Here is a 19373-nt window from a genome sequence, read left to right as displayed (position 1 = left end):
GCAAGAGAGCGCCGGGCCGCTCGCCGCGCACACCCGAACTGGAGGAGTGCTTCATCAACGCCCAGCAGTCTCTATGCAAGGCAGTGGCAGCCCTGCTCGAGGCCGAGCACGGGTGGCCCGACGCTTTGGGGACGGCTGTGACTCTGGTCGCCCTGGTCGAGTCCCTCACGCACCGTCTGCTGGGGCAGGTGCCGCACGAGGCGCTGGGGATCGAGGTCTTGAGGGCGGCGACGGCCTACCTCGATGCCGTCGTTGAGGACAGGTCGATCCAGCTGTGACCCGGTGTCGTCAGTTCGGGGCAACCTGCAGGCGTCAGAGGTAGAGGCAGACGTCCTCGGCCCCACAGCTGTTCGGGTCCACGTCGTCCGCCGCTGACCGCAGGTCGGCTATCGAGCGCCGGAGCGCGTGCAGGTCGGCGATCTGCCTGTCGATCTCGGTCAGACGCTGGTCGAGAAGCTGGATGACATGCTCGCACGGGGCCCGTCCGTCGTCCCGCATCGTGAGGATCTGGCGGATCTGGGCCAACGTGAGGCCCGCTGCCTGACCGCGACGGATGAAGTCGATCCTGTGCGTGGACTCATTGGTGTAGTCGCGGTACCCGGACACCGTGCGCTGGGTCGGGGGCAGGAGCCCCTCGGCCTCGTAGAACCGGAGGGTCTTCGAGGTGACCCCGGTGATGGCCGCGAGCTGACCGATTCTCATGATTCCCCTGATTCCCTGATCGCAGCGTTTCTGATCACAGCACTTGACCTTCCAGTGTACTGGAAGGTTCACACTGGTCGCATGACGACTACAGCGGATGAACGATTCACAGCTGGGCCGAGCCCCCAGCGCTACCAGCTCGCCGTGATCGGGTCCGGAGGTGCGGCCTTCGCGGCGGCGATCCACGCGACGACGCTGGGCAAATCTGTGGTGATGATCGAGCGTGGCACCCTCGGAGGCACCTGCGTGAACACGGGTTGTGTCCCGTCCAAGGCACTCATCGCGGCGGCTGAGGCACGCCACATTGCCGACGACGCGTCGCGCTTCCCGGGGATTGCCACCGCCGCGGGGCCCGTCGACATGGCCGCGCTGGTCGCCGGCAAGCAGGGGTTGGTCGAGTCGCTGCGCGGCGAGAAGTACATCGACGTGGCCAACTCCTACGGCTGGGCGGTGCGCCAAGGTGATGCTGCGTTCGTCGGCACGCCGGACGAGCCATTGCTCACGGTGACTGCAGCCGACGGCAGCGTCGAGGTCATCGAGGCCGATCACTACCTGGTTGCCACGGGTTCCCGGCCGTGGGCCCCACTGATTGAGGGCCTGGACGAGGCCGGGTACGTGACGTCGACGACGGCGATGGAACTCGACGAGGTGCCGACGTCATTGCTGGTGCTCGGTGGTGGCCCCGTGGCGCTCGAGCAAGCCCAGCTGTTCGCCCGGCTCGGATCGTCCGTCACGGTGCTGGCACGTTCGCGCCTGGCATCGAAGGAAGAGCCGGAGGTGTCGCAGGTGCTTGAGGGCGCTTTGGCCGACGAGGGCATCCGGGTGGTGCGACGCGCTGTGCCGGTCCGGATGGTGCGCGAAGGGTCCACCGGCCAGGTCGTCGTGACGGCCGATGTCGCGGGCAGCGAGCAGCAGTTCCGGGCTGACCACGTCCTGGTCGCACTCGGACGACGCGCCGTCACCGAGGGGCTCGGCCTCAACACCGTGGGGGTGGCGACCGGCGAACTCGGTGAGGTCGTCGTTTCCGACCGGATGCAGAGCTCCAACCCACGGATCTGGGCTGCCGGGGACGTGACCGGGCACCCGGAGTACGTCTACGTCGCCGCGAACCACGGCACCCTGGTCGCAGAGAACGCCTTCGCCGCGGCGGACCGATCGGTGGACTACACACGCCTGCCGAGGGTGACATTCACGAGTCCAGCGGTCGGCGCGGTCGGGATGACAGAGCAAGAGGTCGTCGCCGCGGGTATCCGCTGCGACTGCCGCGTGCTGGCGCTGCACCACCTGCCTCGGGCCGTGGTGAACCGCGACACCCGCGGCTTCATCAAGATGGTCGTGAATGCGGACACGAACGAGATCCTGGGGTTGAGCTCCGTCGCCAAGGACGCCGGCGAACTGGCTGCGACTGGCGTTCACCTCATCGGCAAGACCATCGCGGAGGTGGCGGACGCCTGGGCTCCGTACCTGACCATGGCCGAGGGCATCCGGATCGTCGCCAGGACGTTCACCACGAAGGCGGAGCTGCTGTCCTGCTGCGCCTGACACGAACTCGTGGTGGGTGGCGTGGCCTGCGGCTCGACAACTCGTCGCTGCCGAGGCATAGATTCGTCGCATGAACTTGAGCAAGAGTCACTGCCCTGCGCTCGGGTTTGGACCCGCGACTGGTGGAGCTGGTCAAGATCCTGGGCGTCATGCCGGGCTGAGCGGCGACCTGGGTGAGTGAGTCCCTGCCGTTCGCTACGCTCACACCATGAGCAGCGCTCGTCGTCGAAGCCTGGCCTCCTGGGTCCAGGCGCGCCTGGATCGGTGGTGGGACAGCAAGGAGGCGCCCCTGCCGGCCGTCGAGCTTCAGGATCCGACACTGTCGGTGTTCGATGATGGTGTCGCGGAATTGTTCAGGGACGGACAGTTGCACGGCCACTTGTTCACGCGTCGAGAGGCCTTCTGGTCTCCTGGCTTCGGCAAGTCCACCAGGTGGAGCGTGTATTTGCGCATTGTCTGGCTCGACGGGACCCGGTCATCGTTGGAGGAGGACTACGGCATGCGCTGGGCGCTTGTCCCAGAGATCGAGTGCGGTCGACTCGAGCATCAAGGCTTGGTCTATGGCGTTCGTTGGTTGCCCTGCTCTGCCGCACAAGCGCTGCGTGCGGAGGTTGGGGATGTGCTCCATCACCCCTGAGCGCCGCGATGGGGTGCCGGGCTGAGATGCCCAGTTGACGTGGATGCACGTTGGTGACCTCTCGATGCCATCAGTCACACTGGGTGCGTCCCAGCAGGGGGAAGGTGTTCAGTTGCGTCTTGGTGCCAAATCATGGGCGATCATGGCTGCCGTGGCGTTGTTGGCGCTCGGCGGGTGCGCCATGCACCTGTCCTGGGGCGTGTGGGGCGTGTTCGTGGCCTGCAGTGCCGTGACGCTGGTGGGCTCGAGTGCTGCGGCGTTGGTGTTCCTTCCGCGGTCTGCGGTGACGCTGACGCTGATCATCCGCGTGGCGTCGTGCGCCGTGTGGTTCATGCTCATCGGATGGGGGCTGGTCGCCCTGCTGCGCCCCGAGCACGCGATCGGCTGGAAGATCCCGGGCAAGGCGGGCGTCGCAATTCACGTGCAGGACGAGGGCGACGCATCCCTGGCGGGCTGGATCCTGCTGGGCAGCGGAGTCTTCAGCGCCGTGCTGGTCGTTGCGGCCGGAATCCTGCCGCTGCTCCGCGAAGTGCGACCAAAGCGTTGACGTCGAGAACGCGCCTGGTGAACTTCGGTGCACGCGGGTTCGGCTGCGTTGTTGGACGAGCCGCGTTGGACGAGCGCGTTGTTGGACGAGCGGTGGCGCGGCAGGTGTTGTCCCGCGGCCGTCCGCATGCACCGCGCTCCCCCTGGGGTGCATGCCGCTCCCTTTGCGGTGGCGACGCTCCCCGTCGGACCGGGCGCAAGGGGAGCGTGGTGCGTCCATGGGGAGCGGCGTGCTCTCGAGGGGGAGCGTCGTGCCCATTGGGGGAGGCCCATCACCCCGCCAGCACCTGAGTCCTGGTGAAGAATGAACTCAACCAGCGACAACACAGGAGCAACGACATGGCCACCATCACCACCTACAGCCACGGCGTCCCGCAGGAGGAAGCCGCCGGTCTGAGCGCCGGCTACTGCGTCAACGGCACCATCTACATCTCGGGGCAGATGTCGCACGACATGCAGGGAGCCTTCGTCGGTGCCGGCGACATCGAGGCACAGACCAGGCAGACGCTCGAGAACCTCGACCGCGTGCTGACGGGATTCGGCGTGACCAGGACGAACATCGCCGAGCTGCAGATCTACATGGTCGACCCCCAGGCGCACCACGCCCAGTACAACCCGCTGGTCAAGCAATACCTGGGCGATCATCGTCCGGCTGCAACCCTGATCGGTGTGGCGAGCCTGCCGGGTGGGCCACAGCAACTGATCGAGATTCGTGCTGTGGCCTACCCGGGATCGCGCGAGGGCAGGACCTGGACGGCGTCGAGCACCGCGCGATGCAGCGCGGAGTTCCCGTAGGAATCCACCGCCTGCAGGTCGGCGCCCAGGTCGACCATCCGCACGAGCACGCCGAACGAGGCATCGCTCGCGTCCGTGGTCCGCTTCGGTACCGGTCGTGCGCGCAGCACGGCGGCTTTGATGACGTCATGAACCACAGGGCGTCCCGCCAATGCTCGTCCGGGCAGCGTAGCCTCTCGGAGTGGCACGACACAGTAGTGTGCTGCCCCATGGGGTGGAAGACCGATCACGATCGCGAGGAGGTCCCTTCACACGAGGCACAGCTCGCATGGCTGCAGTCGTTGCGTCCCCGGACGGCGCACATCGAGTTCGTCTTCAACGACGGGGATGAGGGGCACCCGCTGCTCGACCACCTCGGAACCGACTCGAGCAGGACGGTAGGCGTCGGGGCAGGGAACGGCTATGCCCGGCCACGGCCGAATGCCGTGAAGCGTCGATTCGCCTATGACCGCGCCATCACCCGCGCCATCGAAGACCTCGGCGGGTTCTTTCCCGAAGACCCGAACCCTGATCCGTTGCATCGATGGACCGGACTGGGTGATGTGGACGTCATTTTCCGCGACGAGCATGACCACGTGCTCGGGGCCACCGTGACCCACGAAGGCCTGATCATCACACCATCCGACCCTGAGGGGTGAGCGTTGTCATGACCCGTTACGCCGCCCTGCTGCGCGGCATCGCCCCGTCGCTGCCCAACAACTCCAATGCCCGCCTGCGCAGCGTCTTCGAGCGGCTGGGTTACGCGCGGGTCGCCTCGGTGCTGGCCAGCGGCAACATCACCTTCGAGTCGGACGAGGCAGATGTGCCGGCCCTCGAACGCACCATCCAGGCCGCGCTCGTCGAAGACCTGGGCATTGGTGGTGGCACGATCGTCCGTTCGCTGGGGGAGTTGCGGTCGCTGCTCGACAGCGACCCGTTCCCCGGGCTGACCCACGGTCGCGGCAGCTACCTCGTCGTGACGTTCCTCAAGGACGGCGCCGCGCCGCCGACCGAACTGCCCGACGACCCTGATCCGCTGGTGCGCGTGGTCGGCTTCGACAAGGCGGCGCGGGCGTTCCTTGCCGTCATCGACAACAGCGAGCCGGGCCAGACCCCTGATTTCATGCGCTGGCTCGACCAGACCTATGGCAAGGACATCACCACCCGCACGTGGCTGACGGTGCAGCGGATTGTGAAGAAGCTCGAGGCCGAGCGTCCATCGTCGTCCGCGGGCTCGATGAGTCCGTGAAGGCCAAGCTCGCCGCACAGGCGAAGCTGCATGGCCGTTCCATGGAGGCCGAGGTCCGGGAGATCCTGACCAGGGCCGCGACGCGTCCGAACATCGGGCTGGCCCTGTTGCAGGCCGCGCAGTCGGTGGGTGGGGTCGACGAGTTGCCGGTCCCTGAGCGTGCCGACTCCGCTCGGTACGAGAAACTGCTGCCCGTGGAATAATTGACCCAGGCGTGCCCGTGTCGCCCCTTCCCCGCAACGCAGCGGGTTGAACTGCCGCCGGGCCCCGGGACAGCGTCCGCCGACCGTCCTCGGTGGGGAGCGCCATGACTTCCGCGGGAATGCAGCACCGTCGCTACCTCATGTGCCGGCCTGACCATTTCGCGGTCACGTACGAGATCAACCCCTGGATGAGCAGGGCGCACCCGCCTGACACGGCCAGGGCGCTGCGGCAGTGGCAGAGGCTGCACGACACCTATGTCGCACTGGGCCACGAGGTCGAGCTGATCGACCCCATCCCGGGGCTGGTCGACATGGTCTACACCGCCAATGGTGGGCTGGTCATCGACGGCGTGGCCCTCGGCCCGAGGTTCAGGGTCACCCAGCGCCGCGCCGAACAACGGCCCTTCATGAACTGGTTCGCCGCCCACGGGTTAGACGTCGTCGAGCCGATGGCGATCCAGGAGGGTGAGGGTGACCTCATGCTGGTCGGCGACGTGATCCTCGCTGGGCACGGCTTCCGTTCCGAGCCTGCCAGCCACCCCGAAGTCGCCCGGGTGTTCGGCCGCGAGGTCGTCCCGTTGCGGCTGGTGAACCCGGCGTACTACCACCTCGACACCGCACTGTGCGTGCTCGACCGGACGACGATCGCCTATCTGCCCGAGGCCTTCGACGCCGCCAGCAGGGCGGTGCTCACCGAACGCTTCCCTGACGCGATCCGCGTGGCTGCCTCGGCGCCGCCGACGCTCGAGGTGAACGCCATCAGCGACGGCCACAACGTGGTCATCGCACCCCACACCGCCACCTTCGAAGCCCAGCTGCGTGAGCGCGGCTACCACCCCGTCACCGTCGACGTCTCCGAACTGCACCTGGGCGGCGGCGGCATCAAATGTTGCACCCTGGAACTGCGAGGAGCCTGACCATGAGCACCACGACCAACCACGAGACGATGACTGCCGGCTTCATCCACGACGAGGACGAGCATGTCGCGCGCAACTACAACCCGCTGCCGGTGGTGGTGGCCACCGCAGAAGACGTCTGGGTGACAGACGTCGAGGGCAGGCGCTACCTCGACCTGCTCTCGGCGTACTCAGCCCTGAACTTCGGGCACCGACACCCCGACCTGGTCAGCGCGGCGATCGACCAGCTCGGACGACTGACGCTCACGAGCCGGGCCTTTCACAACGACCAGCTCGGTGCGTTCTGCGCCGCCCTGGCCGAGTTGTGCGGCAAGGAGCTCGTGCTGCCCATGAACACCGGCGCCGAGGCCGTCGAGACCGGCATCAAGGCCGCCCGTGCCTGGGCCTACCGGGTCAAGGGGGTGCCCGCCGACAAGGCCGGCATCATCGTGGCCGCCGGCAACTTCCACGGTCGCACCACCACGATTGTCGGGTTCAGTGACGACCCGCTCGCCCGCGAAGGGTTCGGCCCGTTCACCCCGGGCTTCACCGTCGTGCCCTACCAGGACGCCGCCGCGATCGAGGCCGCCATCGACGTGCACACCGCAGCCGTGCTGATCGAGCCGATCCAGGGCGAGGCAGGCGTGATCATCCCGCCGCCGGGCTACCTGCGGGCCGTCCGTGAGCTGTGCACCCGCCACCAGGTGCTGTTCATCGCCGACGAGATCCAGTCGGGGCTGGGACGCGCGGGCACGACCTTCGCCTGTGACCGCGAGGGCGTCGTCCCCGACCTGTACCTGCTGGGCAAGGCGCGGGCGGCGGCATCCTGCCGGTCTCAGCGGTGGTCGGTGACCGCGACGTGCTCGGGGTGTTCCAGCCGGGCGAGCACGGGTCGACCTTCGGTGGCAACCCGGTCGCGGCGGCGGTCGGGCTGCGGGTGGTCGAGCTGCTGCGCACCGGTGAGTTCCAGCAGCGGGCGGTGACGCTGGGGCACCACCTCAAGGCCCGGCTCGAGGCGTTGCTGGGGCATGGGGTGACCGAAGTGCGCGTCGCCGGGCTGTGGGCAGGCGTCGACATCGCGGCGTCCAAGGGCACCGGACGCGAGGTCGCCGAACGGGTGCTGGCCCGCGGCGTGCTCGTCAAGGACACGCATGGGCAGACCATCCGCATCGCGCCGCCGCTGACCATCACGCAGGACGACCTGGACTGGGCGATCGACCAGCTCGAGGCGGTGCTGCAGCAGGGGTGAGGACGAGGCCGGCCGGCCGCTATGCAGTCCGCGCGGCCCGCGTCTCGGTCACGATCAGCAGCACCAGCGCCACCGCCTGGCCCACCGCCACCACGACGATCAGCCAGGGTCGCGACACGTCGTACAGCGCGCCCACCACGATGCCGCCGACCAGCGCCGCCACCCCCTGGATGGCCGCGAACACCCCATACGCCCCGGCGAGCCGGGCCTGTGGCACCAGCTTCGCCACGACGGCCTTGATGGTCGAGTCCTGGATACCGGTAGCCATGCCCCAGACGGCCATGCCAAGCAGCGCCAATCCCAGCGAGTCGCCCAGTGCCAGCGCGGGCACGAGTGCGGTCAACAGCGGGACGATGAGCAGCACCTTCGTGCCGATGCGGTCATAGGCCCAGCCATTGCCGAGCGCGGCCATGGCACCCACGCCCATGGCACCGGCGAAGACCACGGGAATGAGGGCCAGCGGCACCATGCCGGCGCGCTGCAGGTGGAACGAGACGATGCCCCACGAGACCAGCCCGCCAGAGATCAGGCCGGCGGCCACGGCATAGACGAAGAAGCTCCTGGGCAGGTCTCGTCCGACGGCCAGGTCGAGGAAGCCGCTCTTGGTCGTGGCCTTCGGCGCCTCATGACCCGACTCGGACGCCGCCGGGTCGAACACCGACGGGTTGGGCACCGTGCGTCGCAGCCAGAACAGGATCGCCATCGTGATGGCGCCGGGAATCACGAGCACGGCGAACGCGAGCCACAATTGCCCCCGCCACGCGAGCACCGCCGCCACGATCAACGGCCCGGACACGGCCCCGATCATGTCGAGTGCCTTGTGCACCCCGAACCCACGCCCGGCACCGATCGCCCGCGACGCCTGCGCGAGCAGCGCTGACTTCGACGGGCTGCGGAACGCCTTGCCCACCCGTTCGAGGATGATCAGCGTCGAGGCAACGATGACCCCTGCCGCGCCAATGGACGGCGTCACTGCCAGCAACGGGATGCACACCGCCGTCAAGGCGTAACCACCGATGGTCCAGCTCCAGTGGTTGCCCTTCGCGTCCGCCAGCGGGCCGGCGACCAGCCGCAGCAGCAGGGACGTCGCCTCTGCCGCACCGGTGACCAGGCCGACGATCAGTGCCGAGGCGCCGAGCGAACCGAGCAGCGGCCCGTACAACGCCTTGCCGCCGTCTGCGACCATGTCGGCGAACAGGCTGACCAGCCCGAGCCCGGTCAACCATCTGCCAGGGACTGATGCGAGGGGCGGGCGCAGTCTTCGTGGTCGACACGTCGCCAGACTAGTCCCCGGGTCAGGGCAGTCGGCCCAGGGCGTCCTCGACCGCGCGGTGGAACGTCGGGTAGGCGTAGACCATGTCGCGCAGCCGTGCGATCGGGGTGCGCTCGTGCACCGCGAGGGTGAGCATCGACAGCACCTCACCGCCGGTGGGGCCTGCCGAGGTGGCACCGACCAGGATGCCGCGATCGGTGTCGGCGACGAGCTTGATGAAGCCATCGTTACCGGCCTTGTGGATCCAACCGCGCGCCGAACTCGGGACCTGCGCGGTCGCGGTCGCGACGGGCACGCCCTGTTCCCTGGCCTGGTGTTCGGTAAGGCCCACCCCGCCGATCTCGGGATCGGTGAAGGTCACATGTGGCACGGCGTGGTAGCTGGCCGCGTCCGGATTCTGGTCGAGAATGTGGGCGGCCGCGATCCTCGCCTGGTACATCGACATGTGCGTGAAGGCACCGTGGCCCGTGATGTCGCCGATGGCATAGACGCCCTCAGCCACCCGCAGGTACCCATCGGTGGGGACGACCTTCGCACTGGTGTCCAGACCGAGTGAGGCGAGGCCAAGGGCCTCGAAATGCGTCTGCCGACCGGTGGCCACCAACAGCCGCTCCGCACTGAACTCCCGGTCCCCGGCGGTGACGGTGAAGGCCTTGCCGTCATGGCGCACGCCCTCGGCGCGGGTGGCCGTGTGGATGCCGAGCCCTTCAGCCGCCAGGACGTCCTCGATCAGCGTGCTGGCCTCGGGTTCTTCGAGGGGCAGCAGCCGGTCGAGGCCCTCGAGCACATCGACGTGGGTGCCGAAGCGGGCAAAGGCCTGGGCGAGTTCGAGCCCGATGGGGCCACCACCGAGCACGATCAGCGATGCCGGTGCGCTGGTGGCGGCGATGGCTTCACGGTTGGTCCAGAACGGGGTGCCCGCCAGCCCGGGGATCGGCGGCACGGCCGGATCAGTGCCGGTGTTGAGAACGATGGCCCGGGCAGCCTCGAACTCGAGGTCGCCGTCGGGGCCGGTGACCTGGACGGTTGTCGGGCTGGTGACCGTGGCGGTGCCGCGCACGAAATGGCCACCGGCCTTCTCGAAGCGCTCGACGGCGACGGTGTCGTCCCAGTCGTCGGTGGCCTCGTCGCGCACGCGCTGGGCGACCGGCGAGAAGTCGCGCACCACCTCGGCCGTACCGGCCAGCTCGGCGACCCTGCGTGCCTCGGCGAGGGCGTTGGCGGCGCGGATGATCATCTTGGACGGGATGCAGCCGTAATAGGGGCATTCGCCGCCGACGAGGTTCTTCTCGATGCCGACGACGCGCAAGCCGGCCTTGGCCAATGTCGCGGCAGCCGACTCACCCCCGGGGCCCATGCCGATGACGATGACATCTGTCTTCTCTGCCATGACGACTCCTTCGGTCGAGGGCTCTGGGCGAGACGTCCCGCTTGACTCTGGATCAAGTCTGGACCGGTGTGCCGTCGCGGCGCCACAGGAAGCAGTGCTCGACCCCGCTCGGTGCCGTGATCTTCTCGAGGTGGAATCGGTCCTCAAGGTCCTCGGGGCGATCCCAGAGCTTCAAACCGTCGCCGAACTCAACCGGGGCGATCGCCACATGCAGCTCGTCGATCAGGTCGGCGTCCAGGAACTCAAGCACGGTGGTGACGCCGCCACCGATGCGGACGTCCAAGCCATTGGCCAGGTCGAACGCGCGGGCCAGTGCTTCGGCCGGTGTGGCGTTGACGAAGTGGAAGGTGGTGTCACCGACGGGCAGGGGCGGGCGCTCGTGGTGGGTCAGGACGATGACCGGGGTGTGGAACGGCGGGTCCTCACCCCACCAGCCGTGCCACCCATCGTCGGGCCAGGGGCCGCGCTGGTGGCCGAACTTGTTCCGGCCCATGATCTCGGCGCCGATGCCGTGGGTGAAATCGCGGATCACGTGGTCTTCGAAGCCGCGGCTGCCGCCGGGTTCGGTGCGGTTGGGCCAACTCGCGGTGGCGACGGCCCACGAGAACAGGCGCATCGGGTCGACGGCACTGCCAAAGGGCTGGTCGAGGGTCTGGTCAGCGCCGGCGGCGATGCCGTCGCGGCTGACGCCGAAATTCTGGACTCGCACACGCTGGGTCATGGGATGTCCTCGGTGTGAGGGGGGTGGGGAATCCACGGTAGTCGCGCCACTCAGCCGGGCCCGGGTTCGCTCAACAACGGCGCGCGGGTCACCCGGCGACCGAGCCGCGCGGGGGCCAGCTGGCCCGCGAGCATCGCCGCCAGCGCGAGCGCGAAGCCTGCCCCTTGCGCGATGGTGAACGACTCGCCCGAGACCACGACCCCCAGACCGCTGCCACCAGTGGGGACAGCAGGGCGAGCAGTGCCGTGGCCGTCACCGGCAGCCGGGCGATGCCGGTGAACCAGAGGGTGTAGGTCAGCAGGCCACCCACCAGCCCGAGCCACACGTAACCCGCGATCGCCGGGCCGTCGATGCCCGGCGGCACGCCGTCGATGAGCAGCGTCGGCACCAGCAGCACCAGCCCGCCACCCGTCAGCTGCCAGCCTGCGCGGGCGATGGGGGTGACACCCGCTGGCGTGCCCCACTTCTTCGTCAGCACCACGCCTGCCCCCATCGACACCGCGCCGGCCACGCCTGCGGCGATGCCCACGGGGTCGAGGTGGGTGTCCGGGCCGAGCACCACCAGCGCCACGCCGAACACACCCACCACCGCGCAGCCGAGCCGCCACAGCGAGAGCCGCTCGTGCAGCAGCGCCACTGTGAGCGCCACGACCACCAGCGGCTGGGCCGCGCCAAGGGTCGCGGCGACCCCACCGGGCAGGCGTTGCGCCGCGATGAACAACAGCGGAAAGAACGCGCCCATGTTGAGCGTGCCCAGCACCAGGCTCTTCCACCACCATGACCCGCGCGGCAGTTGGCGCGAGATGAGCAGCGCGAGCAGCCCCGCAGGCAGCGTACGCATCAGCGCCGCGAACATCGGGTGCCCCTCGGGCAGCAGGTGCGTCGTCACGACATAGGTCGTGCCCCACACCATCGGTGCCATGGCGGTGAGCGCGGTGCGCCGGACACGACCGGACGAGGCATGCGTGGCTCTCGGGGTGACGCTCTTCGCACGCACCAGTCGTCGTGTCGAGGTGACCGCGTCGGGGCAGGCTTTCCTGGTCGGTGCCAGGGCATGCCTCGACGCCGCCGACCGGGCGGCGACGGACGCCGCGGCAGCTGCCGGGCTGGTCCGCGGCACCCTGACCGTGGGTCTCATCCCCACCGTGACCGCACTGGACCTGCCCGCGCTGCTCGGGTCGTTCCACCAGGCACACCCGGACGTCCGCATCGCCGTGCGCGGGGGAGTCAGCACCGGGTTCGTCACGCGGATCATCGACGGCACCATGGACGTGGCCGTGCTGGGGCTCAGCGAGGCCACGCCACCGCTCGGGGTGCAGTCGCGGGTGCTCGCCCGAGAGAAGCACGTGCTGCTGGTTGCTGAGCGCCACCGACTGGCTGGGCGTCACGACGTCCGTCTGGTTGACCTCGCTGCTGAGACGTTCGCCGACTTCGCTGCTGGTTCTTCGGGGCGCGCGCAGACCGACGCCGCATTCGCTGCCCAGGGGGTGGCGCGCGATGTGGCGTTCGAGGTGGCCGGCGTCGACCTGATGCTCGGTCTGGTGCGCCGCGGCCTGGCGGTGGCCCTGCTGACGCCCGGGGCGATCGGCGACGTTCCCGGGGTCAGTGCGGTCCCCATGATTGACGGCCCGGGACGGGTCGAATACCTCGCCTGGAGCGATTTCAACCCGTCTCCGGCCGCCATGGCGTTCGTTCGCAGCGTGCTGGACGACGTGGCCTGGCGAGGCTCAGTCGATCGCACCGGGACGAGAGGCGTGCTGCATGCCGGGGCCGTCCGTGAAGTGCTCGCTCATGGCAGCGATGCCAAAGTCTCACGTTGACGTCAAGGTCCAGCAGCTCACCCGCACCCAGGAGCAGGTGGAGTGCTACCTCGACCGGGTCTGGCACGCCCAGGCGTAGTGCAGCGTCACGACGCGATCTCGTCGGCAACCGGCTGCGTGACGGCCCGCGGTTGTTCGCCCACCGCGGCTGTGTAGAAACCCAGCAGTGTGGGCCCGTCCCGCAACTCGGTTTGGGCGGTGCGCAGCCAACGCTGTGCCATGGTGGTGGGCAGCTGGTGCATCGCCGAGATGGCGACAACGACACCACCCACCGGCACGTCCTTGAGCCATGAGAACCCCTTGCGACGCTCGCGCGCGCTGCAGTTCCAGTCGACCTCGCCGATCACGATGGGCTGCAGGGGCACGAAGTCGTCGTCGCACAACAGCACGAGCAAACTGCATGCGGCGCGGTCGCGGTCGCTGAGCACGAGGTCGACGGCATCGGCGGTCATTGTGGGGTCGGTGAGGGGGAGTTCGTTCCAGTGGTCCGGCAGGTCTTCAAAGGTCATGGCAGTGAGTCTCATCGATGACCGGGGCTCTTCGGGGGCCGATTCCCGCGTCTGTGGACAACTCTCGAGTTGTCCACAGGTGGGCCGCCGTCATGGCGCTCGGGTTCGACGCTCAGCGGTCGCCGAGCCCGAGGATTCCTTCTGCGGCCGCGACACAGGTCTCGTCCAGCCAATGCGGCACCTCGCCGCCCACGAACGGGCGCACCATGCCGAAAGGACACATTCGTGTGGCGAGCATGACCAGCCGGAACCCGTCGTCGGAGTCCTCGCCGTAGCGGGCCACCACCAGGTCGCGCATCGCGGCGTCCACCTCGTCGTTGATCATGCGCGCCTCGTCGCGCAGCGACACCGGTCCGGACGACGCGAGGACTGGCTGACGATGCAGTGTCATCGCCATTGCGTCCGCCGGGTGCTCGCGGCAGTGCATCGGGATGTGCCTGGTGGCTGCCAGCAATGCCTCCTGAGGGTCGGGCAGCGTGTACGCCGCCATCAGGCCCACGTGGAATCGCCGGATGGAGCGCAACCAGAGCGCGGCCATCAACTCGTCGCGTGAGGCGAACCGGTGGTAGATCGAGCCCGTCGGGCCGCCCAGGGCTTGCGCCACCTGGGCCAGCGTTGCGCCGCGTCCGTGCTCCAGGACGGCTGCGGAGGCGGCGTCCATGATGTCGTCGGGAGAAAAGCGCGCGGGTCTTGCCATGGTCCCCACCCTAGACGTAGTTTTTGAATATGTATTTTAGAACTGTAATGCTAAAACCTCCGCAGCGCTGGGCGGTGATCGCCGCGTGGGTGGCCGTCGCGGCCGGGCTGTTGCCGGTCATCTGGCGGTTGCACATGCTGGTCTGGGGTGCCGGCTGGTCGCCGGCGCCCGAATTCCAACACGGCGGCCGCCTCTTCTACGTGCTCGGGCTCATCGCCGTCGAGACCATCGCCTCGCTGCTCGTCCTGGGGCTGGTGCAGCCGTGGGGCGAGCGGATTGCTGGGCATCGCATCCCGCCCGGCCTGGTGGTCGCGATCGCTGCGACAGGGGCGACACTCGTCAGCCTGATCATCGCCGTCACCGGCTGGCAGCTGGTGACCCTCACGATGCGGGGCATCTCGAACCCCGTCACCCAGGTCGAGGCCGGCTGGAAGCGGGCCCTCATGCTGGCCCACTACGCGCCGTGGGTGCTGTGGCCCGTCGGGCTGTGGGTCGCCATCGTCGCGTTCGCCCGGCGGCACTGGGCGTGACGCACGGGGAAGGCTGGCGCTAGTTGATGATCTCGGCGTTGCTGTCGCGCAGTCGGCGCAGGTTGTCCCGCCATTGCTGCAACGCTTCGGGGCTCAGGCGCGTCCAGTCGTCGACCTCGGCCACGACCCGCAACGGTTCGCTCGTGCGGTACGACCGGGTCGGGTTGCCCGGGAACTTCTTGTCGGTGACGTTCGGGTCGTTCTCGAACGCCCCCGTGGGCTCGACCCGATAGACCCGCGGTTCAGCCTTGCCACCCGCCAGCTCGCGGGCGAGCTCGGCGGCCAGCCCTGCGCCGTCCGCCGTCGCGGTGAAATAGATGTGGTTCATCACGATCTCGGGCCGGTAGTTCGACGGAAAACCGGCGCTCAGCAGCCCACCCACCGGCACCTCGGCGATCGTGCCGTGGAAGAACGGACCCTCATCAAGCAGTTCAGTCACCATTGCAGGCTAACCCGGGGGCATAGGGTCGGGCCATGACCTGGCCAGTTCGCCACCTCTCCGTGAGCATCGACCGTCCCCCCGCTGCCGTCGCAGCCTTCGTCGGTGACCCCGCCAACCTGCCGCTGTGGGCGGCGGGGTTGAGTGCGGGCATCCGGCACGAGGACGAGCGCTGGCTCACGTCCTCGCCCATGGGGGACGTCGAGGTGAGGTTCACCGGCCCGGTGGACCTCGGCATCCTCGACCACGACGTGGTGCTGCCCGACGGGGTCGTGGTGCACAACCCGCTGCGGGTGCTCGCCAACGATGCCGGCAGTGAGGTTGTCTTCACGCTGTACCGCCTCGAGGGCGTCAGCGACGACGACTATGACCGGGACTCCGCGATGGTCGCCGATGACCTGGCCCGACTGCGCGACGTGCTGCAGGGCTGACCTTTCGGCGCCGCCCTTCCATCCTCCCGGTGGGCGAGAGAGAATGGATCATGGTCACGCGGGACTCCCGCGAGGCTCTCGAAGCGCTCGCCGATCCAGAACTCGCCGCCGCATTCACCGCCGCCGCGGCGCAGCATCGTCGCGAGCTCGTGACCGCGTGGCTGGTGCAACTGCAGCGCGTGCAGACCCGGCTGACGCCGCTGCGCAGCATCACGAAGTTCAGCGACGGCGTGGCGCGGTTGCAGTTCGCCGACCATTCCGCCCTGCTGGTCAATGCCGACCACCCCTCGCGCCGTCTGCGCGAGCTGGCGTTGGCCCTGGCCAGGGACAAGGCGGTCACTGTCGCCGACGCCCATGATGACGGCCAGCACGTGCTCGTCCGGTTGCACTGGGCCGACCACCACCTCGACGTCGAGGTGGTGGGCGCCGACCAGATCAGCTGAACGGCGCGTGAACCAACCCCGTCGAACCTGCGACCATGGTGCCCATGACCACACCCGCGAACACCAAGGCCCTGCAGACCGGCAGCGGCATCGCCTGGGACGACTGGGCGACCTGGCTCGATGCCCAGCAGGCCCACACGCTCGACCATGCCGGTATCGCCAGGCTGGCGCTCGGGCGCATCATCAAGCAGGGCTCGTCCTCGTCGCCGGAATGGTGGGCGCAAGGTGTCGCCGTCGCCTACGAGCAGCACATCGGCCGCCGACTGCCGGGGCAGCGGTGCGAGGGCGACTTCTCGGTGACGGTCAGCAAGACCCTGCCCGGTGACATGGACGACGTGCTCGCCCGCTGGTCGGCGCACCTCGACGGCGCCGGCGAGCTCAACGGCGAACCGATTGTTGATGGTCCCCGCACCAGCAGCACCGAGAAGTGGCGCTACTGGCGGGTCACGATGGCCGACGGCGCGACCGTCTCGGTGAACATCACCAACAAGCCCGGGGGGCAGAAGTCGGCGCTGGCCGTCAACCACGACAAGCTGCCCACGGCCGACGGGCTCGAGCAGTGGCGCACCTTTTGGCGGGGGATGCTGGCCGAGGTTGCCGCGGCGGGCTGAGCCAACCTCGCCCGCGGCCTGACAAGGCAGAGTAGCCTCGTGACATGGCACACCACAACGATCGTGAGGGCGGGGTCAACGACTTCGCTGCGGCCTTTTCCACGTTGCCAGCAGAACTGCAAAGCGCAGCCATCAATGTCGTCCACGCCGCCCAGGAACTCGATGACGAGGTCGTCCAGGCGATGATCCGACGACTGCGGGCCGGCATCCAACCGGGCGGTCCCTTCGAGGGCAAACTGGCCAACTTCGTCGCCATGTGCGCGCAATTGCTCGAGGCCCACTACGACACGCGCCGGGCTGTCGGGCCCTGAGCCCGGGCAGGATCGACCACACTGGCGTCATGGACGTGCTCAGGTCGATCCCGCTGTTCGTGCTGGCCGCGCTGCTCGAAATCGGGGGTGCGTGGCTGGTGTGGCAGGGCGTGCGCGAACACCGGGGCTGGGCCTGGCTGGGCGCGGGTGTGATTGCGCTCGGCCTGTACGGCTTCGTGGCGACGCTGCAGCCAGACCCCAACTTCGGACGAATCCTCGCCGCCTACGGCGGGGTGTTCGTGGCTGGTTCCCTGGTCTGGGGCATGGTCATGGACGGCTTCAGGCCGGACCGCTGGGACACCATCGGGGCCGTGCTGTGCCTGGTCGGGGTGGCGGTGATCATGTACGGGCCGCGCGCCGAGGCCTGACCTGCTATTCGGGTTCGTTGCCCGAGTTCTTGCCGAGCAGGAACGGCGTCTGGACCCCCTCGTACATCAGGTGGGTCATCAACCCGTCGCGGGCATGGGGCAGGTTGTGGCAGTGGTCCATCCACACCCCGGGGTTGTCGGCGCGGAAGGCCACCTCGTACCGCTCGCCGTTCTCGACGTGCAGCGAGTCGACCCACCACGGCGAGCCCGTCGCGGTGACGCCATTGCGCGAGAGCACCAGCAGGTGGTGGCCATGCAGGTGCATGGGGTGGGCCTGCCCGGAACTGTTCGAGATCGTCATCACGACCAGGTCGCCCTTGCGCACCATGAACATGGGCACGTCGTCACCCATGCGCCCGTTGATCGTCCACCAATAGCCCGGACGACCCCGCAGGAAACCCGGGAGCCGACCAATGGCGTACCGGAAATGCCGATCAGCCTCCGTCGCGTCGATGCCGGTGGCGGCCGGGGTGCCGTAACCGAGCAGGTCGAGTGTCGGCCCGGGCGAGGCACCGGCAGGCGGCGCAGTCGCACCCTTGGGCCCAACCACCATGGACGCGCCCGGCATCGCGACGCGCACCGCACCTGAGGGGGGCACGCGCACCTCGAGGTCGGCGCGCGCGCCAGCGGTGAGCAGCAGCTTGGTGCCGGTCAACGGTGTCGGCCCGACCAGGTCGGTGCCGTCGATGGCCAGCACCCTGAAGGGCGCGCCGACGACCCACACGCCGAGCGGGGAATTGTCGGTGTTGACCACGCGCACCCGCACGACCTGGCCCGGGCTGGCCGTGTGGCTCACATCGCCGACCACGCCGTTGATGCTGCGCGAGCCACCGGCGTAGTTGTGGGTCACCGCGATTGCGTCGGGCGCGGGTGTCGTGGTGCCGACCGGGTCGATGACGAGTGCCCCGAACAGCCCCCCGACGACCTGGCGGTGCGACACCTGGTGCGAGTGGTACCAGAACGTGCCCGACTGTGTGACGGTGAACCGGTAGGTGAAGCTGCCGCCGGGCATGACGGCATCCTGGGTGACGCCGGCGACACCGTCCATGGCGGCGGGAACATCGAGTCCGTGCCAGTGCAGGGTCGTGCCGCCCGCCACGTTCTCGTTGCGCAGCACCACCTCGACGTACTGGCCCTGGGTGAACCGCAGTGTCGGCCCCGGGGTGGTGCCGTTGAGCGTGTAGCCGTCGAACGTCTGGCCGGACGGCAACGTCACCTGCTGGGCGCGGGCCACGAGTTCGACGCGTGCATCAGGGCGGCGGTGCGGGTCGACCAGGTCGACCACGCTCGTGCCCCCCGTGTGACCGCCCTGGTGGTCACCGAACCTCGTGCCGCCCCCGAAGTCCGGTCGGCCCATCGCCGCCGCTGAGTAGGTGCCGGGCATCTGGCTGCGCCACCACGCCACACCGACGGCGACAAGTGCCACCACCAGCACCAGGGCGGCCGCGCGACGCACCCAGGTGGTCGACCGTGCGCTCACCCGACCGGGACGCCGGCTGCGGCGTGGGTGGGGGCGGCGACGGTCTCACGTGACGCCTTGCCCATGAATCGAGCGGCGACGAACGCCGCCCCGAACACCAACAGGGCGTTGATGCCGTGCAGCAGGGCCAGGACGGTGATCGAGTGGCCGCCCAGGCCCAGGGTGACCTGCACGACGACCAGGACGAACACCACAGCCGCCCGGACCACCGCCCCGCGGGTCCTGGTGAGGAACGAGACGACCAGAAGCACGAGCGCGACAAGCGGAATGACCATCATGCCGTTGATGCCGTGGATCATCAGGCCGACTGCTTCGGGAAAGTCGGGCAGTTCGGTGCTGTTGACGTCGATGGTGCCGCCGTTCTCGAGGAACTTGGCGATGCCTGCCGAGGCGAACGCGTGGGATGAGGCCTGCACCATGACGAGCACGCAGACGAGGTAGGCGAGGTACTTGTAGGCACTGCGCATCGCGGCGCCTCCTTTCGGGTGATGTTCTCCCGGACATGCTGCCGGGCGGCCGCGCACAGGTGCCCAGCCATCAGTGAAGAGCGGG

Annotated in this window: 26 protein-coding genes and 1 pseudogene; 17 read left to right on the top strand and 10 right to left on the bottom strand. The window is 68.7% G+C overall.

Annotation, left to right across the window (positions count from 1 at the left end):
- The first annotated feature begins 137 nt into the window (after window positions 1-137).
- Window positions 138-278, top strand: a complete 141-nt coding sequence (locus tag ACQCX5_RS07455; RefSeq protein WP_434541907.1) for a hypothetical protein — start codon at window positions 138-140, stop codon at window positions 276-278.
- 34 nt (window positions 279-312) lie between these two features.
- Here ACQCX5_RS07455 and ACQCX5_RS07450 read toward each other — a convergent pair whose 3' ends face one another.
- Entirely contained in the window at window positions 313-702 is a 390-nt protein-coding gene (locus tag ACQCX5_RS07450) for a heavy metal-responsive transcriptional regulator (protein WP_434541401.1), read from the bottom strand.
- 81 nt (window positions 703-783) lie between these two features.
- On the opposite strand from ACQCX5_RS07450, the gene merA reads away from it, so the two are divergent.
- The 9 genes and pseudogenes from merA to rocD all read left to right on the top strand — a co-directional run bounded on the left by merA (window position 784) and on the right by rocD (window position 7798).
- The gene (merA, locus tag ACQCX5_RS07445; RefSeq protein WP_434541400.1) at window positions 784-2244 is read left to right on the top strand and encodes a mercury(II) reductase; all 1461 of its coding nucleotides are present in this window, start codon (window positions 784-786) and stop codon (window positions 2242-2244) included.
- Between the two features lie 208 nt (window positions 2245-2452).
- Entirely contained in the window at window positions 2453-2881 is a 429-nt protein-coding gene (locus ACQCX5_RS07440; RefSeq protein WP_434541399.1) for a hypothetical protein, read from the top strand.
- Window positions 2882-3023: 142 nt separating this feature from the next.
- The gene (locus tag ACQCX5_RS07435) at window positions 3024-3428 is read left to right on the top strand and encodes a hypothetical protein (RefSeq protein ID WP_434541398.1); all 405 of its coding nucleotides are present in this window, start codon (window positions 3024-3026) and stop codon (window positions 3426-3428) included.
- 338 nt (window positions 3429-3766) lie between these two features.
- Entirely contained in the window at window positions 3767-4222 is a 456-nt protein-coding gene (locus tag ACQCX5_RS07430; protein WP_434541397.1) for a RidA family protein, read from the top strand.
- Between the two features lie 209 nt (window positions 4223-4431).
- Window positions 4432-4860 carry a hypothetical protein gene (locus ACQCX5_RS07425; protein WP_434541396.1) on the top strand — a complete coding sequence of 143 codons (429 nt, stop codon included), beginning with the start codon at window positions 4432-4434 and terminating at the stop codon, window positions 4858-4860.
- Window positions 4861-4868: 8 nt separating this feature from the next.
- Entirely contained in the window at window positions 4869-5450 is a 582-nt protein-coding gene (locus ACQCX5_RS07420) for a DUF1697 domain-containing protein (RefSeq protein ID WP_434541395.1), read from the top strand.
- Window positions 5447-5653 (top strand): FitA-like ribbon-helix-helix domain-containing protein, encoded by a 207-nt coding sequence (locus tag ACQCX5_RS07415; protein WP_434541394.1) that lies wholly within the window; start codon window positions 5447-5449, stop codon window positions 5651-5653. Before ACQCX5_RS07420 ends, ACQCX5_RS07415 begins: the two co-directional genes overlap by 4 nt.
- Before the next feature lie 104 nt (window positions 5654-5757).
- Window positions 5758-6570, top strand: coding sequence for a dimethylargininase (gene ddaH, locus ACQCX5_RS07410; RefSeq protein WP_434541393.1), 813 nt, complete (start codon window positions 5758-5760; stop codon window positions 6568-6570).
- Window positions 6540-7798 (top strand): annotated as a pseudogene (rocD, locus tag ACQCX5_RS07405) (ornithine--oxo-acid transaminase). The gene ddaH and the pseudogene rocD overlap by 31 nt, the downstream one beginning before the upstream one ends.
- A 19-nt stretch (window positions 7799-7817) precedes the next feature.
- Here the strand turns inward: rocD and ACQCX5_RS07400 are convergent.
- The 4 genes from ACQCX5_RS07400 to ACQCX5_RS07385 form a co-directional block, all read right to left on the bottom strand.
- Window positions 7818-9020 carry an MFS transporter gene (locus tag ACQCX5_RS07400; RefSeq protein WP_434541392.1) on the bottom strand — a complete coding sequence of 401 codons (1203 nt, stop codon included), beginning with the start codon at window positions 9018-9020 and terminating at the stop codon, window positions 7818-7820.
- A 73-nt stretch (window positions 9021-9093) separates the two neighbouring features.
- A complete protein-coding gene (locus ACQCX5_RS07395; protein ID WP_434541391.1) occupies window positions 9094-10461 on the bottom strand; it encodes a dihydrolipoyl dehydrogenase family protein in 1368 nt (455 codons plus the stop codon).
- Between the two features lie 52 nt (window positions 10462-10513).
- Entirely contained in the window at window positions 10514-11182 is a 669-nt protein-coding gene (locus ACQCX5_RS07390; protein ID WP_434541390.1) for a dihydrofolate reductase family protein, read from the bottom strand.
- Window positions 11183-11270: 88 nt separating this feature from the next.
- Complete coding sequence (locus ACQCX5_RS07385; RefSeq protein WP_434541389.1) at window positions 11271-12179, bottom strand: EamA family transporter; 909 nt, start codon at window positions 12177-12179, stop codon at window positions 11271-11273.
- On the opposite strand from ACQCX5_RS07385, the gene ACQCX5_RS07380 reads away from it, so the two are divergent.
- Window positions 12160-13002, top strand: a complete 843-nt coding sequence (locus tag ACQCX5_RS07380) for a LysR substrate-binding domain-containing protein (protein ID WP_434541388.1) — start codon at window positions 12160-12162, stop codon at window positions 13000-13002. The two genes, ACQCX5_RS07385 and ACQCX5_RS07380, sit on opposite strands and share 20 nt — an antisense overlap.
- Before the next feature lie 86 nt (window positions 13003-13088).
- Here the strand turns inward: ACQCX5_RS07380 and ACQCX5_RS07375 are convergent, their stop codons facing one another.
- Both ACQCX5_RS07375 and ACQCX5_RS07370 read right to left on the bottom strand, forming a co-directional pair.
- Window positions 13089-13511 carry a hypothetical protein gene (locus ACQCX5_RS07375; protein ID WP_434541387.1) on the bottom strand — a complete coding sequence of 141 codons (423 nt, stop codon included), beginning with the start codon at window positions 13509-13511 and terminating at the stop codon, window positions 13089-13091.
- A gap of 112 nt (window positions 13512-13623) precedes the next feature.
- The gene (locus tag ACQCX5_RS07370; RefSeq protein ID WP_434541386.1) at window positions 13624-14208 is read right to left on the bottom strand and encodes a TetR/AcrR family transcriptional regulator; all 585 of its coding nucleotides are present in this window, start codon (window positions 14206-14208) and stop codon (window positions 13624-13626) included.
- 47 nt (window positions 14209-14255) lie between these two features.
- On the opposite strand from ACQCX5_RS07370, the gene ACQCX5_RS07365 reads away from it, so the two are divergent.
- Entirely contained in the window at window positions 14256-14738 is a 483-nt protein-coding gene (locus ACQCX5_RS07365) for a hypothetical protein (RefSeq protein ID WP_434541385.1), read from the top strand.
- Between the two features lie 19 nt (window positions 14739-14757).
- On the opposite strand, the gene arr is transcribed toward ACQCX5_RS07365, so the two are convergent.
- Entirely contained in the window at window positions 14758-15180 is a 423-nt protein-coding gene (gene arr / locus ACQCX5_RS07360; RefSeq protein ID WP_434541384.1) for an NAD(+)--rifampin ADP-ribosyltransferase, read from the bottom strand.
- Between the two features lie 32 nt (window positions 15181-15212).
- On the opposite strand from arr, the gene ACQCX5_RS07355 reads away from it, so the two are divergent.
- Genes ACQCX5_RS07355 through ACQCX5_RS07335 form a run of 5 tightly spaced genes read left to right on the top strand, consistent with a single transcriptional unit; the run spans window position 15213 to window position 17341 of the window.
- A complete protein-coding gene (locus ACQCX5_RS07355) occupies window positions 15213-15608 on the top strand; it encodes an SRPBCC family protein (protein ID WP_434541383.1) in 396 nt (131 codons plus the stop codon).
- Between the two features lie 50 nt (window positions 15609-15658).
- Complete coding sequence (locus tag ACQCX5_RS07350) at window positions 15659-16051, top strand: hypothetical protein (RefSeq protein ID WP_434541382.1); 393 nt, start codon at window positions 15659-15661, stop codon at window positions 16049-16051.
- Window positions 16052-16095: 44 nt separating this feature from the next.
- Window positions 16096-16662, top strand: a complete 567-nt coding sequence (locus tag ACQCX5_RS07345) for a hypothetical protein (protein ID WP_434541381.1) — start codon at window positions 16096-16098, stop codon at window positions 16660-16662.
- A 44-nt stretch (window positions 16663-16706) separates the two neighbouring features.
- Window positions 16707-16973 carry a hypothetical protein gene (locus ACQCX5_RS07340; RefSeq protein ID WP_434541380.1) on the top strand — a complete coding sequence of 89 codons (267 nt, stop codon included), beginning with the start codon at window positions 16707-16709 and terminating at the stop codon, window positions 16971-16973.
- 29 nt (window positions 16974-17002) lie between these two features.
- Window positions 17003-17341 carry a YnfA family protein gene (locus ACQCX5_RS07335; protein ID WP_434541379.1) on the top strand — a complete coding sequence of 113 codons (339 nt, stop codon included), beginning with the start codon at window positions 17003-17005 and terminating at the stop codon, window positions 17339-17341.
- A 4-nt stretch (window positions 17342-17345) separates the two neighbouring features.
- On the opposite strand, the gene ACQCX5_RS07330 is transcribed toward ACQCX5_RS07335, so the two are convergent.
- A complete protein-coding gene (locus ACQCX5_RS07330; protein ID WP_434541378.1) occupies window positions 17346-18821 on the bottom strand; it encodes a multicopper oxidase family protein in 1476 nt (491 codons plus the stop codon).
- Window positions 18818-19288 carry a hypothetical protein gene (locus tag ACQCX5_RS07325; protein ID WP_434541377.1) on the bottom strand — a complete coding sequence of 157 codons (471 nt, stop codon included), beginning with the start codon at window positions 19286-19288 and terminating at the stop codon, window positions 18818-18820. The genes ACQCX5_RS07330 and ACQCX5_RS07325 overlap by 4 nt, the downstream gene beginning before the upstream one ends.
- Window positions 19289-19373: the final 85 nt, after the last annotated feature.

It is taken from the genome of Aestuariimicrobium sp. G57, assembly GCF_050110855.1.
Taxonomy (GTDB): domain Bacteria; phylum Actinomycetota; class Actinomycetes; order Propionibacteriales; family Propionibacteriaceae; genus Aestuariimicrobium.
This window is presented reverse-complemented; position numbering and strand designations above follow the sequence as displayed.